Genomic DNA, 16,575 nt, shown 5'->3' with positions numbered 1-16,575 from the left:
CTACCACTTCGACCCGTTCGCCCACATCCCCAAAGACCAGGCCACCGTCGGCGCCCTGCGCAAATCGGCCGAAGGCCACGACGTTTCGATCCAGGCGCTCAGCAACTCGGACCGGTCCAATGGCGATGCCATGGGAGCGCTGATGGCCGCAGCGCGCAACTCCACGGCGCAGTAGCCGGCCACGCAACACCAAAACGGCCACCCGGATTACCGGGTGGCCGTTTCGGTGTACACCTAGCGTGAAATCTGAGCCGACTCCTTGCGTTCGGTGATCGGACGGGCCAGGCCCTGTTCGTCGCAGGCGCGCTGGAGCATCACCAGGGTCTCGTCCAGCCCAGGACCCAGCCGAGGCCCAGGGGTGAAGGTCGCCGGCAGATTGCGCATACCCTGGATGATCCCGATGCTGTCGTAATGCACGGCGCCCTCGGGGATGCACTGGTAATCCGGCATCCGGTCCAGTACCGCGGTGGCCATCGCCTTGAACACCGTGCGGGCCACGTTGGATCCGATGCAGCGATGCACACCCAGTCCGAAACTGAAGTGCCGGTTTCCTTTTCGGTCCAGAACCACCTCGTCGGGTTGGTCGAACACCGCCGGATCGCGGTTGGCCATCGCCCACGACAGCCACAGCCGCTCCCCCTCTCGGAGTGCGATTCCGTCGACCGCGATGTCGTCGGAGATGGTCCGGGCGTCGCCCGGGGCCGGGGTGAAGTAGCGCAGGAACTCCTCGGTCGCCGGGTTCAACAAGGTATCTCGTTCGGCGCTGAGCCGTTGGCGCTGTGCCGGGTTCTCCGACAGCCATTCCAATGCGTGCGCGGTGAGCGCCGTCGTGGTGTCGAAACCACCGCCGATCAACAGATTGAGCATGCCCAGTAACTCGATGTCCGGCGGGGCCTCGCCGTCGATCCGCAGCTTGGCCAGCGCGTCGATGATGCCGGGCCGGGGCTGTTCCCGGATCTCGCCGAGGCTGGTGAACAAGTCCAGGCCCATCGCGAAGTAGAGCTCGCGCACCCGTTGTGCATCAGGGGAATCCGGTGCGGTGTACACCGAGGCGTGCGCGGGTTCGTTGTAGATGGTCCATTTCGCCAACGGGACGCCGAGCATGGCCAACGTCAGCACCGCGGGGACCACGTTGGCCAGATCGTCGACGAAGTCGATGCTGCCGGTTTCGATCCGCTCATCGATACAGGCCCGCACCACCTCGTCGACGAACGGCTCCCAGCGCTTGACCGCGGCCGGGGACAGGTAGGGATTCAATGCGCTGCGGTAGTACCGATGCTCGGGGTCGTCCATTTCGAGCATGCCGCCGCGGATACCCTCGGCTTCCAACATCAGCGGAATGGAAATGCCCTTGTAGCCGCGGCGTTCATTGTGCACGTCGTGGTCATTGGAGACGTGCGGGCAGCGCGCCAGTTCGAAGACCTGGTTGCTGCCGGCCGCCACCCAGTGACCGTCGTAGGTATCCGTCCACGCCAGTGGGCACTTCTGCTGCATCTCGTGGGTGATGTCGGAGAACTGGTTCCGGTAGTCTGGGTGATGCCGGTCGAAATGGTAGGTGGGCACCGTGGCGGCCTTTCCGTGCTGGTCGGTCGGACTCATGCCGTCGCTCCGTGGTGGGCTGCGTCGGAGCCCGCCGGCGCCCGTTCGACCTCGATCAGAATTGCCTGTTCGGGACAAGACCGAGCGGCCTCACGGACCTGATTGCGAAACTCGTCGGGCACCTGCTCGACGACGGCGTGCGCGTGGCCATCGACATCATCGAGTTCGAAGACCTCGGGTGCGATCATGGCGCACAGGGTGTGCCCCTGGCACCGACTGGGTTCGACTCGTACTTTCACCGCAGCTCCTTGACGTGGTATCTCGTTGTCGTGCAGGAATGCGCCCTCACAGCACCGCACCGCCGTTGACTCCGATCACCTGTCCGGTGACATATCCGGCGGCCTCTGAGCACAGGTAAGAGCACAGCCCGGCCACATCCTCGGGTGAGCCGAGGTGGCCGGCCGGGATGGCCTGGTTCAGATACTCCGACGGCGGCAGCTTGCCCTTGGCCTGCTGGTCGCGCAGCATCGGCGTGTCAATCGCAAACGGCGGCACAGTATTTGCGGTGATGCCTTTGCCGGCGTAGTCCAGCGCGACAGCCTTGGTCATCGCGATCACACCGCCCTTGGTCGCCGAGTAGTGGCCCTGGCGTTGGGCGCCCTGCTGGCCGGCGGCCGACGAGATGGTGACGATCCGGCCCCAACCGGCGGCCACCATGTCGGTCAGCGCTGCTTGCAAGCTCAGGAACGTCCCGGTCAGGTTGACCGCCAGGAACCGGTTCCATTCGTCGAGGGTGATCTTGTCGAAGCGGGTGAAGCCGGAGATGGCCGCGCTCGTCACCAGGATCTCGACCGGTCCCAGCCGGCTGCGCACGGTGTCGAACGCGGACTGCACCGAATCCTGGTCGGAGACCTCGACGCCGACGGCGAGTCCGTGCCCGCCGCGGGCTTCGATCTCGGCGGCGACCTTGTCTGCGGCTTCGACATTGACGTCCAACACCGCGACCCGGTGGCCGTCGTCGGCCAACTGAGTGCAAATCGACTGACCCAGACCGGATCCGCCGCCGGTGACCACTGCTACCCGGTTCACGGGCACTCTCCTCGCTTCATGCTGTACGACTGTACAGTGTATCCGATAAGGTCGTGAGATCAATCACCTCAGGAGGCCCGATGAGCGAGTTGTACTACGACCCGTGGGACGTGGACATCGACCTCGACCCGTACCCGACGTATCGGCGGCTCCGCGACGAATGCCCGGTCTACTACAACGAACGGCACGACTTCTACGGCTTGAGCCGCTACGCCGACGTGGATGCAGCACTGCGGGATCCGCAGCGACTCAGCTCGGCCAAGGGCGACATCCTCGAGGTGGTCAAGACCGACCCGGTGATGCCGGCCGGGGTGTTCATCAACGAGGATCCGCCGCTGCACACCATCCACCGCGCCCTGGTGGCGCGGATGTTCACGCCGAAGAAGATCCGCGAGATCGAGGACAAGGTGCGTAGCTTCTGCGCGTCCTGCCTCGACCCGCTGATCGGAGCGGACCGCTTCGACTTCGTCGCCGATCTCGGTGCCGAACTGCCGATGCGCACCATTGGCATGCTGGTCGGTATCCCGGACGCGGACCAGCCGTCGGTGCGCGCGCATGCGCACGCCGTGCTGCGCAACAAGCCGGGTGAACCGCTGCCGGTGGACAAGGATCACTACTTCGACGGCGACATGTTCACCGACTACGTCGCGTGGCGCAAGAAGAACCCGTCCGACGATCTGATCACCGAGTTGCTCGCGGTCGAATTCGAGGACGAAACCGGTACCACCCGCAAACTGCGCACCGGCGAACTGCTGATCTTCCTGGCCGTGATCGCTGGAGCCGGCGTGGAAACCACCGGCCGATTGTTCGGCTGGATGGGCAAGGTGTTGGCCGAGCACCCCGACCAGCGTCAGGAACTCGTCGAAGATCCCGGCCTGATACCCGTCGCGATCGAGGAGTTACTGCGCTTCGAACCGCCCGGGCCGCACGTGGCCCGGTTCGTGGCCACCTCGGATGTCCGATTCCATGACCAGACCATCCCTGACGGCAGTGCGCTGCTGTTGATGCTGGCCTCGTCCAACCGCGATGAGCGGCATTTCGATGACCCGGACACTTTCGACATCCACCGCAAGCCCGGTGGTCATCTGACCTTCGGCCGGGGCGCGCATTTCTGCCTGGGCGCACCGCTGGCCCGACTGGAGGGCAGGGTGGCACTCGAAGAGGTGCTCAAGCGGTTCCCGAAGTGGGACGTCGACCTGGAGAATGCCCGGCGCTCGCGGACCTCTACCGTGCGCGGCTGGGACCGGATGCCCGCGATCCTGACCTGAACCTCGACACTGCTGCCGGTACCGAACCGACCGAGACGGAGAACCATGCCTCAGGAATATCCCCATGTTGCCGTGATCACCGGCGTTGCCCGCGGACAGGGCCGTAGCCATGCCGTCGCGCTGGCCGCCGAGGGTGTCGACATCATCGGCATCGACCGCTGTGCCGACATCGATTCGATCCCCTACCCGCTGGCCTCCGAGCAGGACCTGGCTGAGACCGTGCAGATGGTCCGGGACGCCGGCGGCCGGATGCATCCGGTGGTGGCCGATGTGCGCGACCTGACCGCGCTGCAGGCCGGGGTGGCGGCCGGGATCGCGCAGTTCGGCGAGGTGGACGCGGTGATCGCCAACGCCGGTGTGGTGGGCCTGGGTCTGCCCGATCCCGCCGATCAGCAGGTCTACGACGACATCGTCGACACCAACCTGCGCGGCGCCTGGAACACCTTGGTGGCCACCACCGAATCGATGATTCGACGCGGCACCGGCGGGTCGATCGTGCTGACCAGCTCGATGCAGGGACTGACCGGCCGGGGCGGCGACGGCAGCGCCGCCACCTTCGCGTATGCGGCCTCCAAGCACGGGCTGGTCGGGTTGATGCGATCGGCGGCAAATGCGTACGCCAAGCACAACATCCGGGTCAACACGGTGCATCCGACCGGCGTCGCGACCCCGATGATCTTCAACGAGCACATGGCGGCGCGGTTCGCCGAGAACCCGGACTCCAATGCCATGAGCGGCAACCTGATCGACGTGCCGTTCGTCGAGCCGCTGGATGTCACCAACGCGGTGCTGTGGCTGCTCAGCGATAAGGCCCGCTACATCACCGGGGTGGCGCTACCGGTCGATGCCGGCTTCGCGGTGATGTGATGAGCATGCAGCTGACATTCGGCTCCGAAATCGAGGAATTCCGAAACGAGTTCATCGAGTTCCTGCAAACCCACCTGCCCGCCGAACACAGCACCGCAGAGCGGATCACATCCAGTGCCCGGCTACCGGAGTGGGCGCGCCGTTGGCAGGCCACCATGTTCGACCACGGCTGGCTGCAGCCCGGCAACGCACCGGAGTTCGGTGGCCGCAACGCCGGGATCGTCGAGCAGTACGTGTATTTCGAGGAACTCGGCCGCCGACGGATCGCCCAGACATTCAACCCGCAGGGCGTCGGGATCATCGCGGCATCGCTGATCAGCTTCGGCACTGCCGAGCAGCAGCGCAGATGGGCGGTACCGATCCTGCGCGCCGAGATCACCGCCGCGCTCGGCATGAGCGAACCCAACGCCGGCTCCGATCTGGCGTCCTTGCGCACCCGTGCGGTCGCCGACGGCGATGACTTCGTGGTGAATGGGCAAAAGGTCTGGACATCGGGTGCGCACGACGCCGACGTCATGTTCGTATTGGTGCGCACCGATCCGAATGCGCGCAAGCACGAGGGAATCAGCGCACTGATGATCCCGACCGACGCCCCTGGCCTGACGTGTCGACCATTCCCGTCGGTCTGCGGACCGAACGATGTCGACTTCAACGAGGTGTTCTTCGTCGACGTGCGGGTCCCGAAGGATCATCTGGTGGGTCCGTTGCACGGCGGGTGGCGGGTGGCCACCGGGTCGCTGGGACATGAGCGGACACTGCTGTGGCTCAGCTACGCCGAACGCCTGCAGGAAATGATCGACGATTGGCACCCACATGGTGAGTTGGCTCGCGATCACTATGCGCGGCTACTGATGGACAACCAGGCCCTGCGACTGCTGGGGTCGCAGGCGTTGGCGGCGGCCGCCCGCGGTGAGACCGACGACGGTGCGGTCTCGGTGCTCAAACTTCTCGGCTCGGAGGCCGCGCAGGCCGCCAACCAGGCCGCGCTGGACCTCGCGGGAGCGTCCGGCCTGGCAGACCCTGCGTTCACCGAATACCAGCCCTGGCACCAGGATCACTACATAGGCAGCTGGTTCGATCGCTACCTGCGTAGCTTCGCCGGCACCATCGCCGGCGGGACGTCCGAGATCCAGCGCAACGTGATCGCTACCCGCGTTCTCGGTCTACCCCGCGGTTGAGACGGGCGCTCATTCGCCGTCGCGGATGAAGTCGGCGGCCCGCCACGCCATCGCCATGATCGGGCCGTTGAGGTTGCCGGCCACCATGGTGGGCAGTATCGAGCAGTCCACCACCCGCAGACCGTCCACCCCACGCACCCGCAACCGGTCATCGACCACGTCGTCGTCGGACGGGCCCATCGCACAGCTGCCCACCGCGTGGTAGCCGCAGTAGCCACCGTCCAAGCCGGCGTCGACCAGATCCGCGTCGGACTGCACGTCGGTGCCCGGATAGGTTTCGTGGCTGATCCGATCGGCGATCGGCGACTGCTCGAACAACTCCCGCATCCGCCGGTACAGATTCGCCGTGACTTCCCGGTCATATTCGCTACCAAGGTAATTGGGATCGATGCGCAGCGGTGCGTCCGGATCGGCCGCGGTGATCTCGCAGCTGCCCAACGAGGTGGGACGCAGTGCCATCCCCAGCGCCGATACTCCGGCCTGGCGCTGGATCACCACCGCTTCGCCGGTGTTGTAGGCCGGAATGGTCCACGGGCCGAGCAGCAGCTGACCGTCCACTCGCTCGGCGTCCGGGGTCGACTTGACGAAGGCCGCCAGATCGAACGACGGGGTGGCCAGTGGCCCCTTTCGGGTGGCCAGGTAACGCGCCCCGGTGCGGGCCTGGGCCAGGTTGCCGGACAGCTGGCGGTTGTAGCCGAGATCCTCGGCGAGTTCGAGTCGCAACACCACGCAGCGGTGCTCGCGCATCCGCCGTCCGACGTTCTCCCGAGCCAACCGCACCGGAACCGACGCTGCGCGCAGCACCTCGGCCGGTCCGATCCCGGACAGCTGCAACAGTTTCGGGGTCTGCAGGCTGCCCAGCGACAGGATCACCTCGCGCCTGGCGCGTACGTCCTCGGCGCCGCGTTTGCCCGCGATCCGCAGGCCGGCGGCCCGATCCCCCTCGAAGAGCACCTGCTGCACCAGGGTGCCCATCCGCACGGTCAGATTGGGCCGGCCCAACACCGGCTTGAGGAACGCCCGAGCGGCGCTGACCCGACGCCCGTTCTTGATGGTCGCGGTGGTGTAGCCGATGCGCGGGGCGTCGGTCGAGTTGATGTCTGCCACCTGTTCCAGACCCACCCGGGTGCCGGCCGCGATCATCTCGTCGCACAGCGGGTCCGGCGTGGCGGGCGTCGAGATGTGCAGCGGCCCACCGACGCCCCGGAAATCCGTGGGCCCGAAGGCGTTGTCCTCGAAGGACTTGAAGATCGGCAGGATGTCGTCCCAGCCCCAGCCCTTGTTGCCGAGCCGCTCGAGCTCGTCGTAGTCGGCCCGGTTGCCCCGGTTGTAGATCATCCCGTTGATCGAACTCGAACCGCCCAATACCTTGCCGCGCATCCAGCGTTCGGTGTGCGGGTTGGGCCCGAACTCGGTGGTGGTGTACTGCCAGGTGTACTTCTCGTTCTCGAACACCAGCCCGGAGCCCTTGGGAATGTGGAACACCGGGCTGCGATCCGAACCGCCCGCTTCGACCAGCAACACCGAAACGTTCGGGTCCGCCGAGAGCCGGTTGGCCAGTACGCAACCGGCTGATCCGGCACCCGCGATGATGTAGTCGAAATCGGTCATTGAGTGTTCTCCCGCCAGCGCCGTCCCCGCGTTCTGCTGTACGATCGTATAGCAGGACCGCGGGTCTGGGTAGCGGGAGTGTCGAAACCGGGCCGATCTCAGTCCTTGGCGCCGCCGCGTGGGCGAGCTCCCCTGCCGTAGGTGATGTCGGCGCGCTCCGGATCCCACCGGTCCCGGAACACCACGTCGGTCAGCGGCCGTCGGCGCACCGGCCCGTGCCGGCCCCGCGGCCAACCCACTACGACGTGACCGGCCAGGAACCACTCATCGGGTATTCCGACGACCTCGCGTAACAATGCCTCGCCGCCGTAGGACGCCCAACTGGTCAGACAGGCCCCCAAGCCCTGGGCGCGGGCGGCCAGGTAGAAGTTCTGCATGGCCGGATAGATCGAACCGCCCTGCAGAAATTCCGAAGAGAATTCGTTCTTGTAGGCAGTGAACAGCACCGAGGTGTACTCGCCGGCCCGATCGTGCAGTTCATAGGTGGCCCGGTTGTTGCGGGCGGACCGGCTCTGGTCATCGTCGGCGGGCCGGGTCATGCCGTAGATCGCCTCGATGCTCTCCAGCGCAATCTGGGCCGCCTTGGCGACGGCAGCGCGCTGCTCGGGCCCGGAGAGCACGATGAAACGCCACAGCTGTGCGTTGGCGCCGTTGGGCGCCCAGGTCGCCGCCTGCAGACAGCGGTCGAGGGTGTCGTCGTCGACCGGGTCGTCGGTGAAACGGCGCACCGAACGCGCGGTGGACAGCACTTCCCAGATGTCATTGGTGGAATCCGGCATGTGACAGGTTTACTCGACTGCCCCGGCTCGTGTCGAGCCTGACACCTGTGGCCATTTCGGTGCGCTAGGGGGTGCTCAGCGCACGCAAACGCACCGAAATCACAACGCCCCGCGATGCTGTACAGTCGTATTGCATTCGTCGTAGGCGGCAAACCATGAGGGAGTGGACACAGTGAACGACAGGTTCTCGATGGAGGGACGGGTTGCCGTCATCACCGGTGGCGGCACCGGAATTGGACGGGCGTCGGCCCTGGTGCTCGCCGAGCACGGCGCGGATATCGTGCTGGCCGGCCGCCGCGAAGAGCCCTTGAAGGCCACCGCGGTCGAGATCGAGGCGCTCGGCCGCAAGGCGATCGCGGTACCGACCGATGTCACCGATTCGGCGCAGTGCCAGGCACTGGTCGATGCGACCCTGGCCGAATTCGGCCGTCTCGACGTACTTTTGAACAACGCCGGTGGCGGACAGACCAAGTCGCTGATGAAGTGGACCGACGAGGAGTGGCACCAGGTGCTCGACCTGAACCTGTCCAGCGCGTGGTACCTGTCGCGGGCGGCGGCCAAGCCGATGATCGCCGCCGGGAAGGGCGCGATCGTCAACATTTCGTCCGGTGCCAGCCTGTTGGCCATGCCGCAGGCGCCGGTGTATGCGGCCGCGAAAGCCGGCCTGAACAACCTCACCGGAACCATGGCAGCGGCCTGGACCCGCAAGGGTGTGCGGGTCAATTGCATTGCCTGCGGCGCCATCCGAACTCCGGGCCTGGAAGCCGACGCGGCCCGGCAGGGCTTCGACATCGATGCGATCGGGGCCACCAACGGCGCCGGTCGGATCGCCGAACCCGACGAGATCGGCTACGGCGTGCTGTTCTTCGCCTCCGATGCGTCGAGCTACTGCTCGGGTCAGACGCTCTACATGCACGGCGCGCCCGGTCCGGCGGGGGTCTGAGATGTCGGTGAGCGTCAGCCATCTCGGCCTGCGGGTCCGCGACCTGGCCAAAGCGCAACGGTTCTACACCGCACTCGGCTTCACCGAGGTCAATCGGCTGACCGTACCGGACAAAATGGCGGCCGGGCTGCTGGGCGTGGAGCCGCCGATCGGTTTCGAGGCGGTCTACCTGGACAATGACGGCTTCATCCTGCAACTGCTCACGTTCTCCGGACATCCGGCCCCGGAGGAGCCGGAACGCGGCCTGGTGCAGGGCGGTTTGACCCACCTGTCGATCGCGGTCGACGACTTCGCGGCCGCGCAGGCCGCGGTCAAGGAGGCCGGTGGCAGCGTGGTTGCCGATCCGGGCGGCGGATACGCCTGCATGGTGCGCGACCCGGAGGGACAATTGCTCGAGCTGATCCACTCCAGCGCCCGCCCGGTGCCCAAACGGTAGCCGGAGCGGCCCGAGTTATTCGGGGGGCGAAATGGCCGGCGAACTCGCAGTTAGCTGCGCAGTTCGTCGGCCATTTCGGCGTAGCGGTCCAGGAACTCCAGCGTGCTGGCGGGGTCCAGGGCGCCGCGGCGCCCGCCGCCCAGCACCACCCGGTTGAACCCCATATCGCGATAGCCGGCCAACCGGCGTAGCGAGGGATCGCCCCAGGCCATGATGGTCAGGTCGAGCTCGGCTGGGTCGCGATCGAGTTCGGCTGCAGTGCCGCGGAATGCGTCCAACGCCGACGGCAGATCGCGGAATGCGGCGTCGCCCGGCAGCCAACCGTCGGCCCACGGCAGACAGCTGCGAATCGCCTTGTCACCGGTGGCGGCTGCCAGTAGCGGCGGGTTCGGTTGCCGCTGCGGCTTCGGCGCCGACCAGACCGGCTCGAAATCGTGGAACTCACCGTGGAATTCCGGCTCGTCGTCCTGCCAGAGTGCGCGCAGTGCGGCCACCGTCTCGGCCAGTGCGCGATAGCGGTCCGACCACCGAATCGGGCCGCTGACTTCCAGCTCCGCCCGGAAGCCCACCCCGATGCCCAGCGACAGCCGCCCCTGGCTCATTTGATCCAGCGTCGCGACTTCCTTTGCAAAGGTGAACAACTCGCGCTCCAGCGGCAGCACCACCGCGGTGCCCAGTCGCAGCGTGCTGGTGGCTCCCGCCGCGGCAGCCAACGACAGGAACGGATCCCACATGCGTTTCTGGGCCGCCAGCAGCCCAGCCGGGAACTGGCCGGCAGCCGCCACCGGGATCTTGGGGTGCTCGCCGACCCACAGTGATTCGAAACCGCGGGCTTCCAGCTCGGCGCCGAGGGTCGCGGGCGCGATGTCCTCCGGCGTGTTCAGCGAGACATATCCCAGATCCATCGACTCCCCTTGGCTCGAGTTCTTCGCAGTTGCCGCTGCCGTGCTGTACGATCGTACAGCAACGGACATGGATTGACCGCCATCAATGCGGTACGGACCTGGGAGCCTCATGCAAGCAACCGAAGAGCTCGGCTACGACCCGTACGACCTCGAAATCGACGCCGACCCCTATCCCGTCTACCGCCGGCTGCGCGACGAACAACCGCTGTACTACAACGAGAAATTCGACTTCTTCGCGCTCAGCCGTTATGACGACGTCGACGCAGCCCTGCGGGATACCGAGCACCTCAGCTCGGCCAAGGGCGACATCCTCGAGGTGGTCAAGGCCGAGCCCAACATGCCGGTCGGGGTGTTCATCAACGAGGACGCGCCGCTGCACACCATGCACCGGCTGCTGGTGTCGCGCGCGTTCACACCGCGCAAGATGGCCGCGATCGAGGACCAGGTGCGGGCCTTCTGTGCGGCCTGCCTGGATCCGCTGTCCACCGGGGACCGGTTCGACTTCACCCACGATCTCGGTGCCGAGATGCCGATGCGGGTGATCGGCATGCTGGTCGGCATCCCGGACTCGCTGCAGCGCAGCGTTCGCAAGATTGCCGGTCAACGGCTGCGCAACAAGCCCGGCGAACCGCTGCCGGTCAGCAAGGACAACTACTTCAACGGCAACATGTTCCGCGACTACGTGGAATGGCGCCAACAGAACCCGTCCGACGACCTGTTGACCGAACTGCTCGGTGCCGAGTTCCGGGGTCTGGACGGCGAGCCGCGCAAGCTGACCAAAGAGGAGCTGCTGGTCTTCCTCGGCGTGGTCGCCAACGCCGGTACCGAGACGGTGGGCCGGTTGTTCGGCTGGCTGGGCAAGCTGTTGGCCGAGCACCCGGATCAGCGCCGGGAACTCGTCGAGGATCCGTCGCTGATCCCGCACGCGGTCGAAGAGGTGCTGCGCTTCGAACCGCCGGTGCAGAACATCGCGCGCTATGTGGCCACCGACGTCGAGTACCACGGCCAGACGGTGCCGGCCGGTGCTGCGCTGCTGCTGATGGCCGGATCGGCCAACCGGGACGAACGCAAGCTCGAGGATCCGGACGTGTTCGACATCCACCGCAGCTTCAATCACCTGTCGTTCGGCCGCGGTGCGCACTTCTGCCTGGGCGCTTCGTTGGCCCGGCTGGAGGGCCGGGTGGCCCTGGAGGAGATCCTGAAGCGTTGGCCCGAGTGGTCCATCGACCTGGACAACGCGGTACGGGCCCGGACCGCCACGGTGCGCGGCTGGGAGAGCGTGCCGGCCATACTGGGCTGAACCACCGGGGAGTCAATGGGCCCGCCGCACGTGAGTGCAGCGGGCCCATTGCGGATCGTGGGATTTCAGCCGGTGGACCGGCCGACGCGCACTGGCACGTTGAGTCGACTGTCCGGACCTTCGACGTCGGCGAATTCCATTGCCCACGCGGGAGTTCCGTGCTGCACCACCCAGGTTGAGCCGGTGGCCTCCAGGGGTTGGCGCAGCGCCGCCAGGACGGCATCGGTGATGGCGTCGGGCTCCATCACCGGTACCCCGATGCTCTCGACCAGTGGCTGTCGGTTGCCCAGCGCCCCGGTTTCGGTGATGCCCGGGCACACCGTGTGCACCGCGATCTGCTCGGCGGTCAGATTGGCCGCGATGGCCCGCATGAAGCCGACCACCGCGTGCTTGCCGAGGGAATACACCGGATCCGGGTGCCAGGGCAGCACGCCGGCCAGCGATGCGGTTGCCAGGATGGCGCGCTGCTCGCCGCTCGGATCCGCCCGCATGGCGCGCACCGCAGCCGCCGCGCCGAACACCACGCCATCGAGGTTCACCCCGAGCGAGCGCCGGTAGTCGGCGAGGTCCAACTCGGCGATGTCACCGGACCAGCGGATGCTGATCCCGGCGTTGAGGAAGGCCAGGTCGGGGGTGCCGAGCTCGCGGGTGCAGGTCGCGAAGGCAGCGTCGACCTGCTCGGCATCGGAGACATCGCAACCAATTCCCAAGCCGCCCAACGGGGCTGCGGCCGCACGGGCGCCCGCCCCGTCGATGTCGACGATGCACACCCGCATGCCCTCGCCGGCCAGCCGGAGCGCGGTGCAGCGCCCGATCCCGGAAGCGCCGCCGGTGATCAGGGCGACCCGGCCGTCGAGGTTCATCGGCTCACCACCGGGTGACCGCGACGTCTTCCGTCAGCGGACGGGCATAGGAGGCGTCGGTGCGATCCCAGGCGCCCTTGATGAAGCCCTTGACCGCACCCTTGTTCAGGATTGACGAATCGCCGCTCATCATCCATTCGATGGTGCAACGACGCAGCGCGATCTTCCAGACCCCGTCGCGGCGCTCCAGCCGGTCCAGGTAGCGGCCACCCATCAGCGAGACGATGTTGCCGCCCTTGGCGCGCATCGCACCCATCACATAGCTCTCGGCGTGCGCCTCGTCGCCGTTGATCTCGCAGGTGTGCGTGGTGATGTTGTGCAGGTGGTCCTCGAACACCGCGGTGTGTGCTGCGTTGGCCCAATCACCGTATTCCGGACCGGTTTTCACCGTAGGTCCGTGTTCATCCACCCCGTCGTCGAAGTACACGCTGCCCATCAGTTCGGCATCGTGCCGGTCATGTCCCCGGGACTGCTTCATCACCAGGTCCAGGATGGCGGTGCGGTCTTCGAGGTATTGGACGCGCTCCTGGAGCTTCTTGAGTTCGTCGGTGTCGGTCATGTGCAGCCCTTCTGTCGGATACGATGTGCTGTACATCTGTATAGCACATCGGGGCGGGCTGCGGTGCGGCGTTCAGCCGGTGTGCATCGCGGCTCTGTTGAGTCGCTCGGCACCATCGAGGAAGGTCTTGGCCAATTCGTGGTCGGCCAACCGGGAACCGATGCTGGCGAACACCAGTGCCCCGACCATCCGACCGGTGTCGATCACCCACGGATCCGGCACCGGCCCCTGATCCGGGTGCGGCCCCGGCCACGGGACCGGGAAGCGGCGCGGCCAGGGTGTGGCGCACCACTCATCGATCAACTCGCTGACGTATCCGTTGGCGGAGTCCCCAGTCAAGCCGGATTCGACGATGATCCGAGCGACCTCGTGCGCGAGTTCGGCCGCCCCGATCAGGAACGACTCACGCGGTGGCAGCGGTTGCGGGTTGAGGCCCGCGCGCTCGAATCTGCTTCGCACACCGTATTGGTTGTGGATGACGTCCCATACCGCCGGATGGATCCTGGCGACGATCGCCAGGGTGGGCGCAACGCTCATGGCACTCTCCCGTCGTCTGCTGACGGCTCGAGTCTTCGCCGTCGCACCCGCCGGGGCATGCGTAGCGCACTACTCGACCGTTTCAGCCGGGCGCGCCGCGGTAGCTGCCGAACGACCACAGATTGCCCTCCGGGTCGCGGACGCTGAATTCGCGTGAGCCGTAGTCGGTGTCCGCCAGTGGCCTGACGACTTCGGCGCGCTTGTCCAGCACCCTCGCATAGAGCGCGTCCGGGTCATCGGTGACCACATAGCCGCCGGAGGTGCCGGGTTCCCGGCACCACTGCGCGCCGGGTTTGTAGCTGCCGAGCATGATCGCGCCCACCCCCTCGGGCCAGCGCAACTCGGCATGCCCGACGGCGTCGCCGTCGTCATACCGCGCGGCGACGACGAAACCGAAGGTGTCGACGAAGTAGTCGATCAGGGCAGCGGCGTCGCGGGCCTGCAGGCACAACCAGACAGTTGGATTCTCAGTACTCATGACTCGACTCTGCGCCGAACGCGTGCCCGCCGTCTTGAATGTTTTGGAACTCCTCGGTCAGCCAGCTGCGCGGCGGAACCCCGGCGAACCGGACGAATTCGCGGGTCAGATGTGCCTGATCGGAGTAACCGGCGTCGGCGGCCACACCGGCCAGATCGAGCCGGTCACCGCGTCGCGCCGACTGCGCAATGCGGCCGGTCGCGTACTCGAAGCGCATCAGCATCGCCACGGTCTTGGGTGAGCGACCCACCTCGCGCTGAAACTGCGTGTTCAGGTGCCGCATGCTCAGCCCCACCTGCTCGGCTGCGGCGCTGATCGGCAGCCGACCGCGGCTACGTTCCAACAGGTGCCAGGCGTATAGCAGTTCGGGCCGGACCGTCGCACCATCGCGCTGTTGCCGGGCACTGATCAGGTACTCGGCGACCAATCTGAAGGCCTGGGACCAATCTCGGGCCTCCGCCGTACGCTGGTGCAACTCGGCCCCGCCGCGGCCCAGCAGCGGGGCGGCATCGAAGTCGGTGACACTGAGTTCGACACTGGGCACACCGAACAGCGCCCGAGCCGCCAGCGGATGCACCGCCAGCTGCACACCGGCCTGGCCGGTCAGTTGTCGTACCTGGCTGGCTTGCACATGCAGCCCGCCGAGCAGTACCGGGGTGGGACGCGCGCCGGGCAGCTTGGCGGCGGTGTCGGCGGCCTGCACACCCTCATCGAGGCTGACGATGAAGGTCAACATCGAGGACGGCATACCGCGGTGCACCGCATCGGGCACGTGCAGGGCGCGATAGCCCACCATGGACGACACGCCGGGCGCACTGCGCGGGGGCGCTACGGCGAAGTCCCAGCTGGGCGGCACTTCATCGGCCATCGCCTTCAACCATAACCACGGTGCGCAGCTATCGCACCGGGGTGGCCGGGCCCCTGCCGCGCGTAACGATCCGTGCCACGTCGTCGACAATCCAATGTGCAACCGTGCTGGGCCCGCGACGAAACGAGCGCACCTTCGGGTCCAGCACAGCTGTTAGCGTGTTTTGCAGACCCTTTCCGTGCGTGGGTGCGCACTCCCCCAGCTGTAGAAGGTGGACCTATGAAGAGCAAGATCCTCGTCGCGACCGGCCTCGCCGCCGCTGGATTTCTGTTCAGCGGCGCCGTCGCATCCGCGCAACCCGATGTGGAAGCGATCGTGAACTCGACGTGTACCTACCCGCAGGTCCTGAGTGCACTGCGGGCAACCTCGCCGGCGGTGGCCGCCGACCTGGAGGGCAACATGCTGGCAGTCGGCTGGATTCAGGGCCTGTTGGCGTCCGGACCCGATGAGCGGCGCGCGCAATTGGAGCAGCTGCAGGCCTACCCGCAACTCAATGAGTACACCTCGGTGATCAACGCGGTGGCCTACAGCTGCTCGAACTACTGAGCGGTGGTCCGACGCGGGTCGTAGATCCGCGTCGCCGGCTCCTACCACGGTAGGAACTCGAGATCAGTCCGCTGCACGATGTGCCAGCTAGGCGCGGGTTTCTACCGTGCAGGTATGACTACGAACAAGGTCCACTCCGATGGCTGACCGGGTCATCGCAGTTGCTTTACCGCACAGTGGTGTTGGCCACCGGATCGCCGAGTTTCTCACCCAGGTCATGACGGTCAGTCGTTCGGCGGTCGATCGTCTCGTCACGCGCATCGGTGCCGAACACGGCTCCTACCCGCCGCTGCGCTCGCACTATCACGAGCAGGCTGCGATGCAACGGGAGATGCACCGGCTCTGAGGCTTCGAGCTCCGCGGGTGCGCCGGTCAGGTCCGGACCGGCGCACCCGGTGCACTACTGCTGGCCGGCCAGGCGCGCTTCGCGCTCCTCATGGATCCGGACCAGCTCGCGGAATCCGATCCGGTGATACTTCGGCACCGGCTGGATACCCCACTCATCCTGAGCGGTGTCCTTGCCTTCGGCGCCCTCGGGCGGGCCGAGCGGTGGATACGGGTACTTGCACTCCAACTCGTCGTCGGAGTACCGCACCTTGAGCAGTTCGCTGCAGATCTCGGTCATGCTCAGCGTCGGGAAGCCGTAGTAGATGGCCATGAACGGCAACGTGAATGCGCCTTCGATCACCAGAGCGACCAAGCACACCAGGGTGGCTCGCTTGATCCACTTGTGCATGCGCGCGTAGTACGGCGTGGTGCCCGGCGGCAGGTTGGGGTCCTGCTCCTCGGTGGAGGCCGATGTGGACATG

At 66.5% G+C, this 16,575-nt stretch carries 20 protein-coding genes and 1 pseudogene; 9 read left to right on the top strand and 12 right to left on the bottom strand.

Annotated elements, in window-relative coordinates; translation table 11 throughout:
* Positions 1–175: pseudogene (locus tag AC5Y3P_RS03770) on the top strand (amidohydrolase family protein); the annotation flags it as partial.
* Positions 176–234: 59 nt separating this feature from the next.
* Here the strand turns inward: AC5Y3P_RS03770 and AC5Y3P_RS03765 are convergent.
* From AC5Y3P_RS03765 to AC5Y3P_RS03755, 3 genes are read right to left on the bottom strand one after another with little or no spacing between them, the layout of a single operon-like run.
* Positions 235–1,599, bottom strand: coding sequence for a cytochrome P450 (locus AC5Y3P_RS03765; protein ID WP_500044544.1), 1,365 nt, complete (start codon positions 1,597–1,599; stop codon positions 235–237).
* Complete coding sequence (locus AC5Y3P_RS03760; protein ID WP_500044543.1) at positions 1,596–1,838, bottom strand: ferredoxin; 243 nt, start codon at positions 1,836–1,838, stop codon at positions 1,596–1,598. The genes AC5Y3P_RS03765 and AC5Y3P_RS03760 overlap by 4 nt, the downstream gene beginning before the upstream one ends.
* A 46-nt stretch (positions 1,839–1,884) precedes the next feature.
* Entirely contained in the window at positions 1,885–2,628 is a 744-nt protein-coding gene (locus tag AC5Y3P_RS03755; protein ID WP_500044542.1) for an SDR family NAD(P)-dependent oxidoreductase, read from the bottom strand.
* A gap of 80 nt (positions 2,629–2,708) precedes the next feature.
* On the opposite strand from AC5Y3P_RS03755, the gene AC5Y3P_RS03750 reads away from it, so the two are divergent.
* From AC5Y3P_RS03750 to AC5Y3P_RS03740, 3 genes are read left to right on the top strand one after another with little or no spacing between them, the layout of a single operon-like run.
* Complete coding sequence (locus tag AC5Y3P_RS03750) at positions 2,709–3,896, top strand: cytochrome P450 (protein ID WP_500044541.1); 1,188 nt, start codon at positions 2,709–2,711, stop codon at positions 3,894–3,896.
* A 45-nt stretch (positions 3,897–3,941) separates the two neighbouring features.
* On the top strand, positions 3,942–4,763 hold the full coding sequence (locus tag AC5Y3P_RS03745) for a mycofactocin-coupled SDR family oxidoreductase (protein WP_500044540.1): 822 nt from the start codon (positions 3,942–3,944) through the stop codon (positions 4,761–4,763).
* Positions 4,764–4,768: 5 nt separating this feature from the next.
* Complete coding sequence (locus AC5Y3P_RS03740) at positions 4,769–5,941, top strand: acyl-CoA dehydrogenase family protein (RefSeq protein WP_500044575.1); 1,173 nt, start codon at positions 4,769–4,771, stop codon at positions 5,939–5,941.
* Positions 5,942–5,950: 9 nt separating this feature from the next.
* On the opposite strand, the gene AC5Y3P_RS03735 is transcribed toward AC5Y3P_RS03740, so the two are convergent.
* Positions 5,951–7,552: a GMC family oxidoreductase gene (locus AC5Y3P_RS03735; protein WP_500044539.1), complete on the bottom strand. Its 1,602-nt coding sequence runs from the start codon at positions 7,550–7,552 to the stop codon at positions 5,951–5,953.
* Positions 7,553–7,650: 98 nt separating this feature from the next.
* Positions 7,651–8,331 carry a nitroreductase family protein gene (locus AC5Y3P_RS03730; RefSeq protein ID WP_500044538.1) on the bottom strand — a complete coding sequence of 227 codons (681 nt, stop codon included), beginning with the start codon at positions 8,329–8,331 and terminating at the stop codon, positions 7,651–7,653.
* A gap of 172 nt (positions 8,332–8,503) precedes the next feature.
* Here AC5Y3P_RS03730 and AC5Y3P_RS03725 point away from each other — a divergent pair, with 172 nt between their 5' ends.
* Complete coding sequence (locus AC5Y3P_RS03725) at positions 8,504–9,274, top strand: SDR family NAD(P)-dependent oxidoreductase (RefSeq protein WP_500044537.1); 771 nt, start codon at positions 8,504–8,506, stop codon at positions 9,272–9,274.
* 7 nt (positions 9,275–9,281) lie between these two features.
* A complete protein-coding gene (locus AC5Y3P_RS03720) occupies positions 9,282–9,710 on the top strand; it encodes a VOC family protein (RefSeq protein WP_500044536.1) in 429 nt (142 codons plus the stop codon).
* A 50-nt stretch (positions 9,711–9,760) separates the two neighbouring features.
* Here the strand turns inward: AC5Y3P_RS03720 and AC5Y3P_RS03715 are convergent, their stop codons facing one another.
* Positions 9,761–10,615: a TIGR03619 family F420-dependent LLM class oxidoreductase gene (locus AC5Y3P_RS03715; protein ID WP_500044535.1), complete on the bottom strand. Its 855-nt coding sequence runs from the start codon at positions 10,613–10,615 to the stop codon at positions 9,761–9,763.
* A 109-nt stretch (positions 10,616–10,724) separates the two neighbouring features.
* Here AC5Y3P_RS03715 and AC5Y3P_RS03710 point away from each other — a divergent pair, with 109 nt between their 5' ends.
* A complete protein-coding gene (locus tag AC5Y3P_RS03710) occupies positions 10,725–11,915 on the top strand; it encodes a cytochrome P450 (RefSeq protein ID WP_500044534.1) in 1,191 nt (396 codons plus the stop codon).
* A 65-nt stretch (positions 11,916–11,980) separates the two neighbouring features.
* Here AC5Y3P_RS03710 and AC5Y3P_RS03705 read toward each other — a convergent pair whose 3' ends face one another.
* The 5 genes from AC5Y3P_RS03705 to AC5Y3P_RS03685 all read right to left on the bottom strand — a co-directional run bounded on the left by AC5Y3P_RS03705 (position 11,981) and on the right by AC5Y3P_RS03685 (position 15,148).
* Positions 11,981–12,778: an SDR family oxidoreductase gene (locus tag AC5Y3P_RS03705; protein WP_500044533.1), complete on the bottom strand. Its 798-nt coding sequence runs from the start codon at positions 12,776–12,778 to the stop codon at positions 11,981–11,983.
* Between the two features lie 4 nt (positions 12,779–12,782).
* Positions 12,783–13,337: a nuclear transport factor 2 family protein gene (locus AC5Y3P_RS03700; RefSeq protein ID WP_500044532.1), complete on the bottom strand. Its 555-nt coding sequence runs from the start codon at positions 13,335–13,337 to the stop codon at positions 12,783–12,785.
* A 72-nt stretch (positions 13,338–13,409) separates the two neighbouring features.
* A complete protein-coding gene (locus AC5Y3P_RS03695) occupies positions 13,410–13,874 on the bottom strand; it encodes a hypothetical protein (RefSeq protein ID WP_500044531.1) in 465 nt (154 codons plus the stop codon).
* Positions 13,875–13,956: 82 nt separating this feature from the next.
* Positions 13,957–14,352, bottom strand: coding sequence for a VOC family protein (locus AC5Y3P_RS03690; protein WP_500044530.1), 396 nt, complete (start codon positions 14,350–14,352; stop codon positions 13,957–13,959).
* Complete coding sequence (locus AC5Y3P_RS03685; protein WP_500044574.1) at positions 14,342–15,148, bottom strand: helix-turn-helix domain-containing protein; 807 nt, start codon at positions 15,146–15,148, stop codon at positions 14,342–14,344. Before AC5Y3P_RS03685 ends, AC5Y3P_RS03690 begins: the two co-directional genes overlap by 11 nt.
* A gap of 291 nt (positions 15,149–15,439) precedes the next feature.
* Here AC5Y3P_RS03685 and AC5Y3P_RS03680 point away from each other — a divergent pair, with 291 nt between their 5' ends.
* Both AC5Y3P_RS03680 and AC5Y3P_RS03675 read left to right on the top strand, forming a co-directional pair.
* Positions 15,440–15,766 carry a hemophore-related protein gene (locus AC5Y3P_RS03680; protein ID WP_500044529.1) on the top strand — a complete coding sequence of 109 codons (327 nt, stop codon included), beginning with the start codon at positions 15,440–15,442 and terminating at the stop codon, positions 15,764–15,766.
* Positions 15,767–15,905: 139 nt separating this feature from the next.
* Positions 15,906–16,112 carry a hypothetical protein gene (locus AC5Y3P_RS03675; RefSeq protein ID WP_500044528.1) on the top strand — a complete coding sequence of 69 codons (207 nt, stop codon included), beginning with the start codon at positions 15,906–15,908 and terminating at the stop codon, positions 16,110–16,112.
* A gap of 54 nt (positions 16,113–16,166) precedes the next feature.
* On the opposite strand, the gene AC5Y3P_RS03670 is transcribed toward AC5Y3P_RS03675, so the two are convergent.
* On the bottom strand, positions 16,167–16,574 hold the full coding sequence (locus tag AC5Y3P_RS03670; RefSeq protein WP_500044527.1) for a hypothetical protein: 408 nt from the start codon (positions 16,572–16,574) through the stop codon (positions 16,167–16,169).
* Between the last annotated feature and the right edge of the window lies 1 nt (position 16,575).

The sequence above is a fragment of the Mycobacterium sp. NGS45 genome (genome assembly GCF_059812645.1).
The sequence above is the reverse complement of the archived record's forward strand: the minus strand, read 5'-3'. Positions and strand labels throughout refer to the sequence as shown.

Coding starts and splice junctions, on each gene's coding strand:
- AC5Y3P_RS03700 (WP_500044532.1), bottom strand. CDS start 13,337: ATGACCGACACCGACGAACTCAAGAAGCTCCAGGAGCGCGTCCAATAC.
- AC5Y3P_RS03690 (WP_500044530.1), bottom strand. CDS start 14,352: ATGAGTACTGAGAATCCAACTGTCTGGTTGTGCCTGCAGGCCCGCGAC.
- AC5Y3P_RS03710 (WP_500044534.1), top strand. CDS start 10,725: ATGCAAGCAACCGAAGAGCTCGGCTACGACCCGTACGACCTCGAAATC.
- AC5Y3P_RS03765 (WP_500044544.1), bottom strand. CDS start 1,599: ATGAGTCCGACCGACCAGCACGGAAAGGCCGCCACGGTGCCCACCTAC.
- AC5Y3P_RS03675 (WP_500044528.1), top strand. CDS start 15,906: ATGGCTGACCGGGTCATCGCAGTTGCTTTACCGCACAGTGGTGTTGGC.
- AC5Y3P_RS03745 (WP_500044540.1), top strand. CDS start 3,942: ATGCCTCAGGAATATCCCCATGTTGCCGTGATCACCGGCGTTGCCCGC.
- AC5Y3P_RS03670 (WP_500044527.1), bottom strand. CDS start 16,574: ATGTCCACATCGGCCTCCACCGAGGAGCAGGACCCCAACCTGCCGCCG.
- AC5Y3P_RS03740 (WP_500044575.1), top strand. CDS start 4,769: ATGCAGCTGACATTCGGCTCCGAAATCGAGGAATTCCGAAACGAGTTC.
- AC5Y3P_RS03715 (WP_500044535.1), bottom strand. CDS start 10,615: ATGGATCTGGGATATGTCTCGCTGAACACGCCGGAGGACATCGCGCCC.
- AC5Y3P_RS03750 (WP_500044541.1), top strand. CDS start 2,709: ATGAGCGAGTTGTACTACGACCCGTGGGACGTGGACATCGACCTCGAC.
- AC5Y3P_RS03735 (WP_500044539.1), bottom strand. CDS start 7,552: ATGACCGATTTCGACTACATCATCGCGGGTGCCGGATCAGCCGGTTGC.
- AC5Y3P_RS03705 (WP_500044533.1), bottom strand. CDS start 12,778: ATGAACCTCGACGGCCGGGTCGCCCTGATCACCGGCGGCGCTTCCGGG.
- AC5Y3P_RS03680 (WP_500044529.1), top strand. CDS start 15,440: ATGAAGAGCAAGATCCTCGTCGCGACCGGCCTCGCCGCCGCTGGATTT.
- AC5Y3P_RS03695 (WP_500044531.1), bottom strand. CDS start 13,874: ATGAGCGTTGCGCCCACCCTGGCGATCGTCGCCAGGATCCATCCGGCG.
- AC5Y3P_RS03730 (WP_500044538.1), bottom strand. CDS start 8,331: ATGCCGGATTCCACCAATGACATCTGGGAAGTGCTGTCCACCGCGCGT.
- AC5Y3P_RS03685 (WP_500044574.1), bottom strand. CDS start 15,148: ATGGTGGGCTATCGCGCCCTGCACGTGCCCGATGCGGTGCACCGCGGT.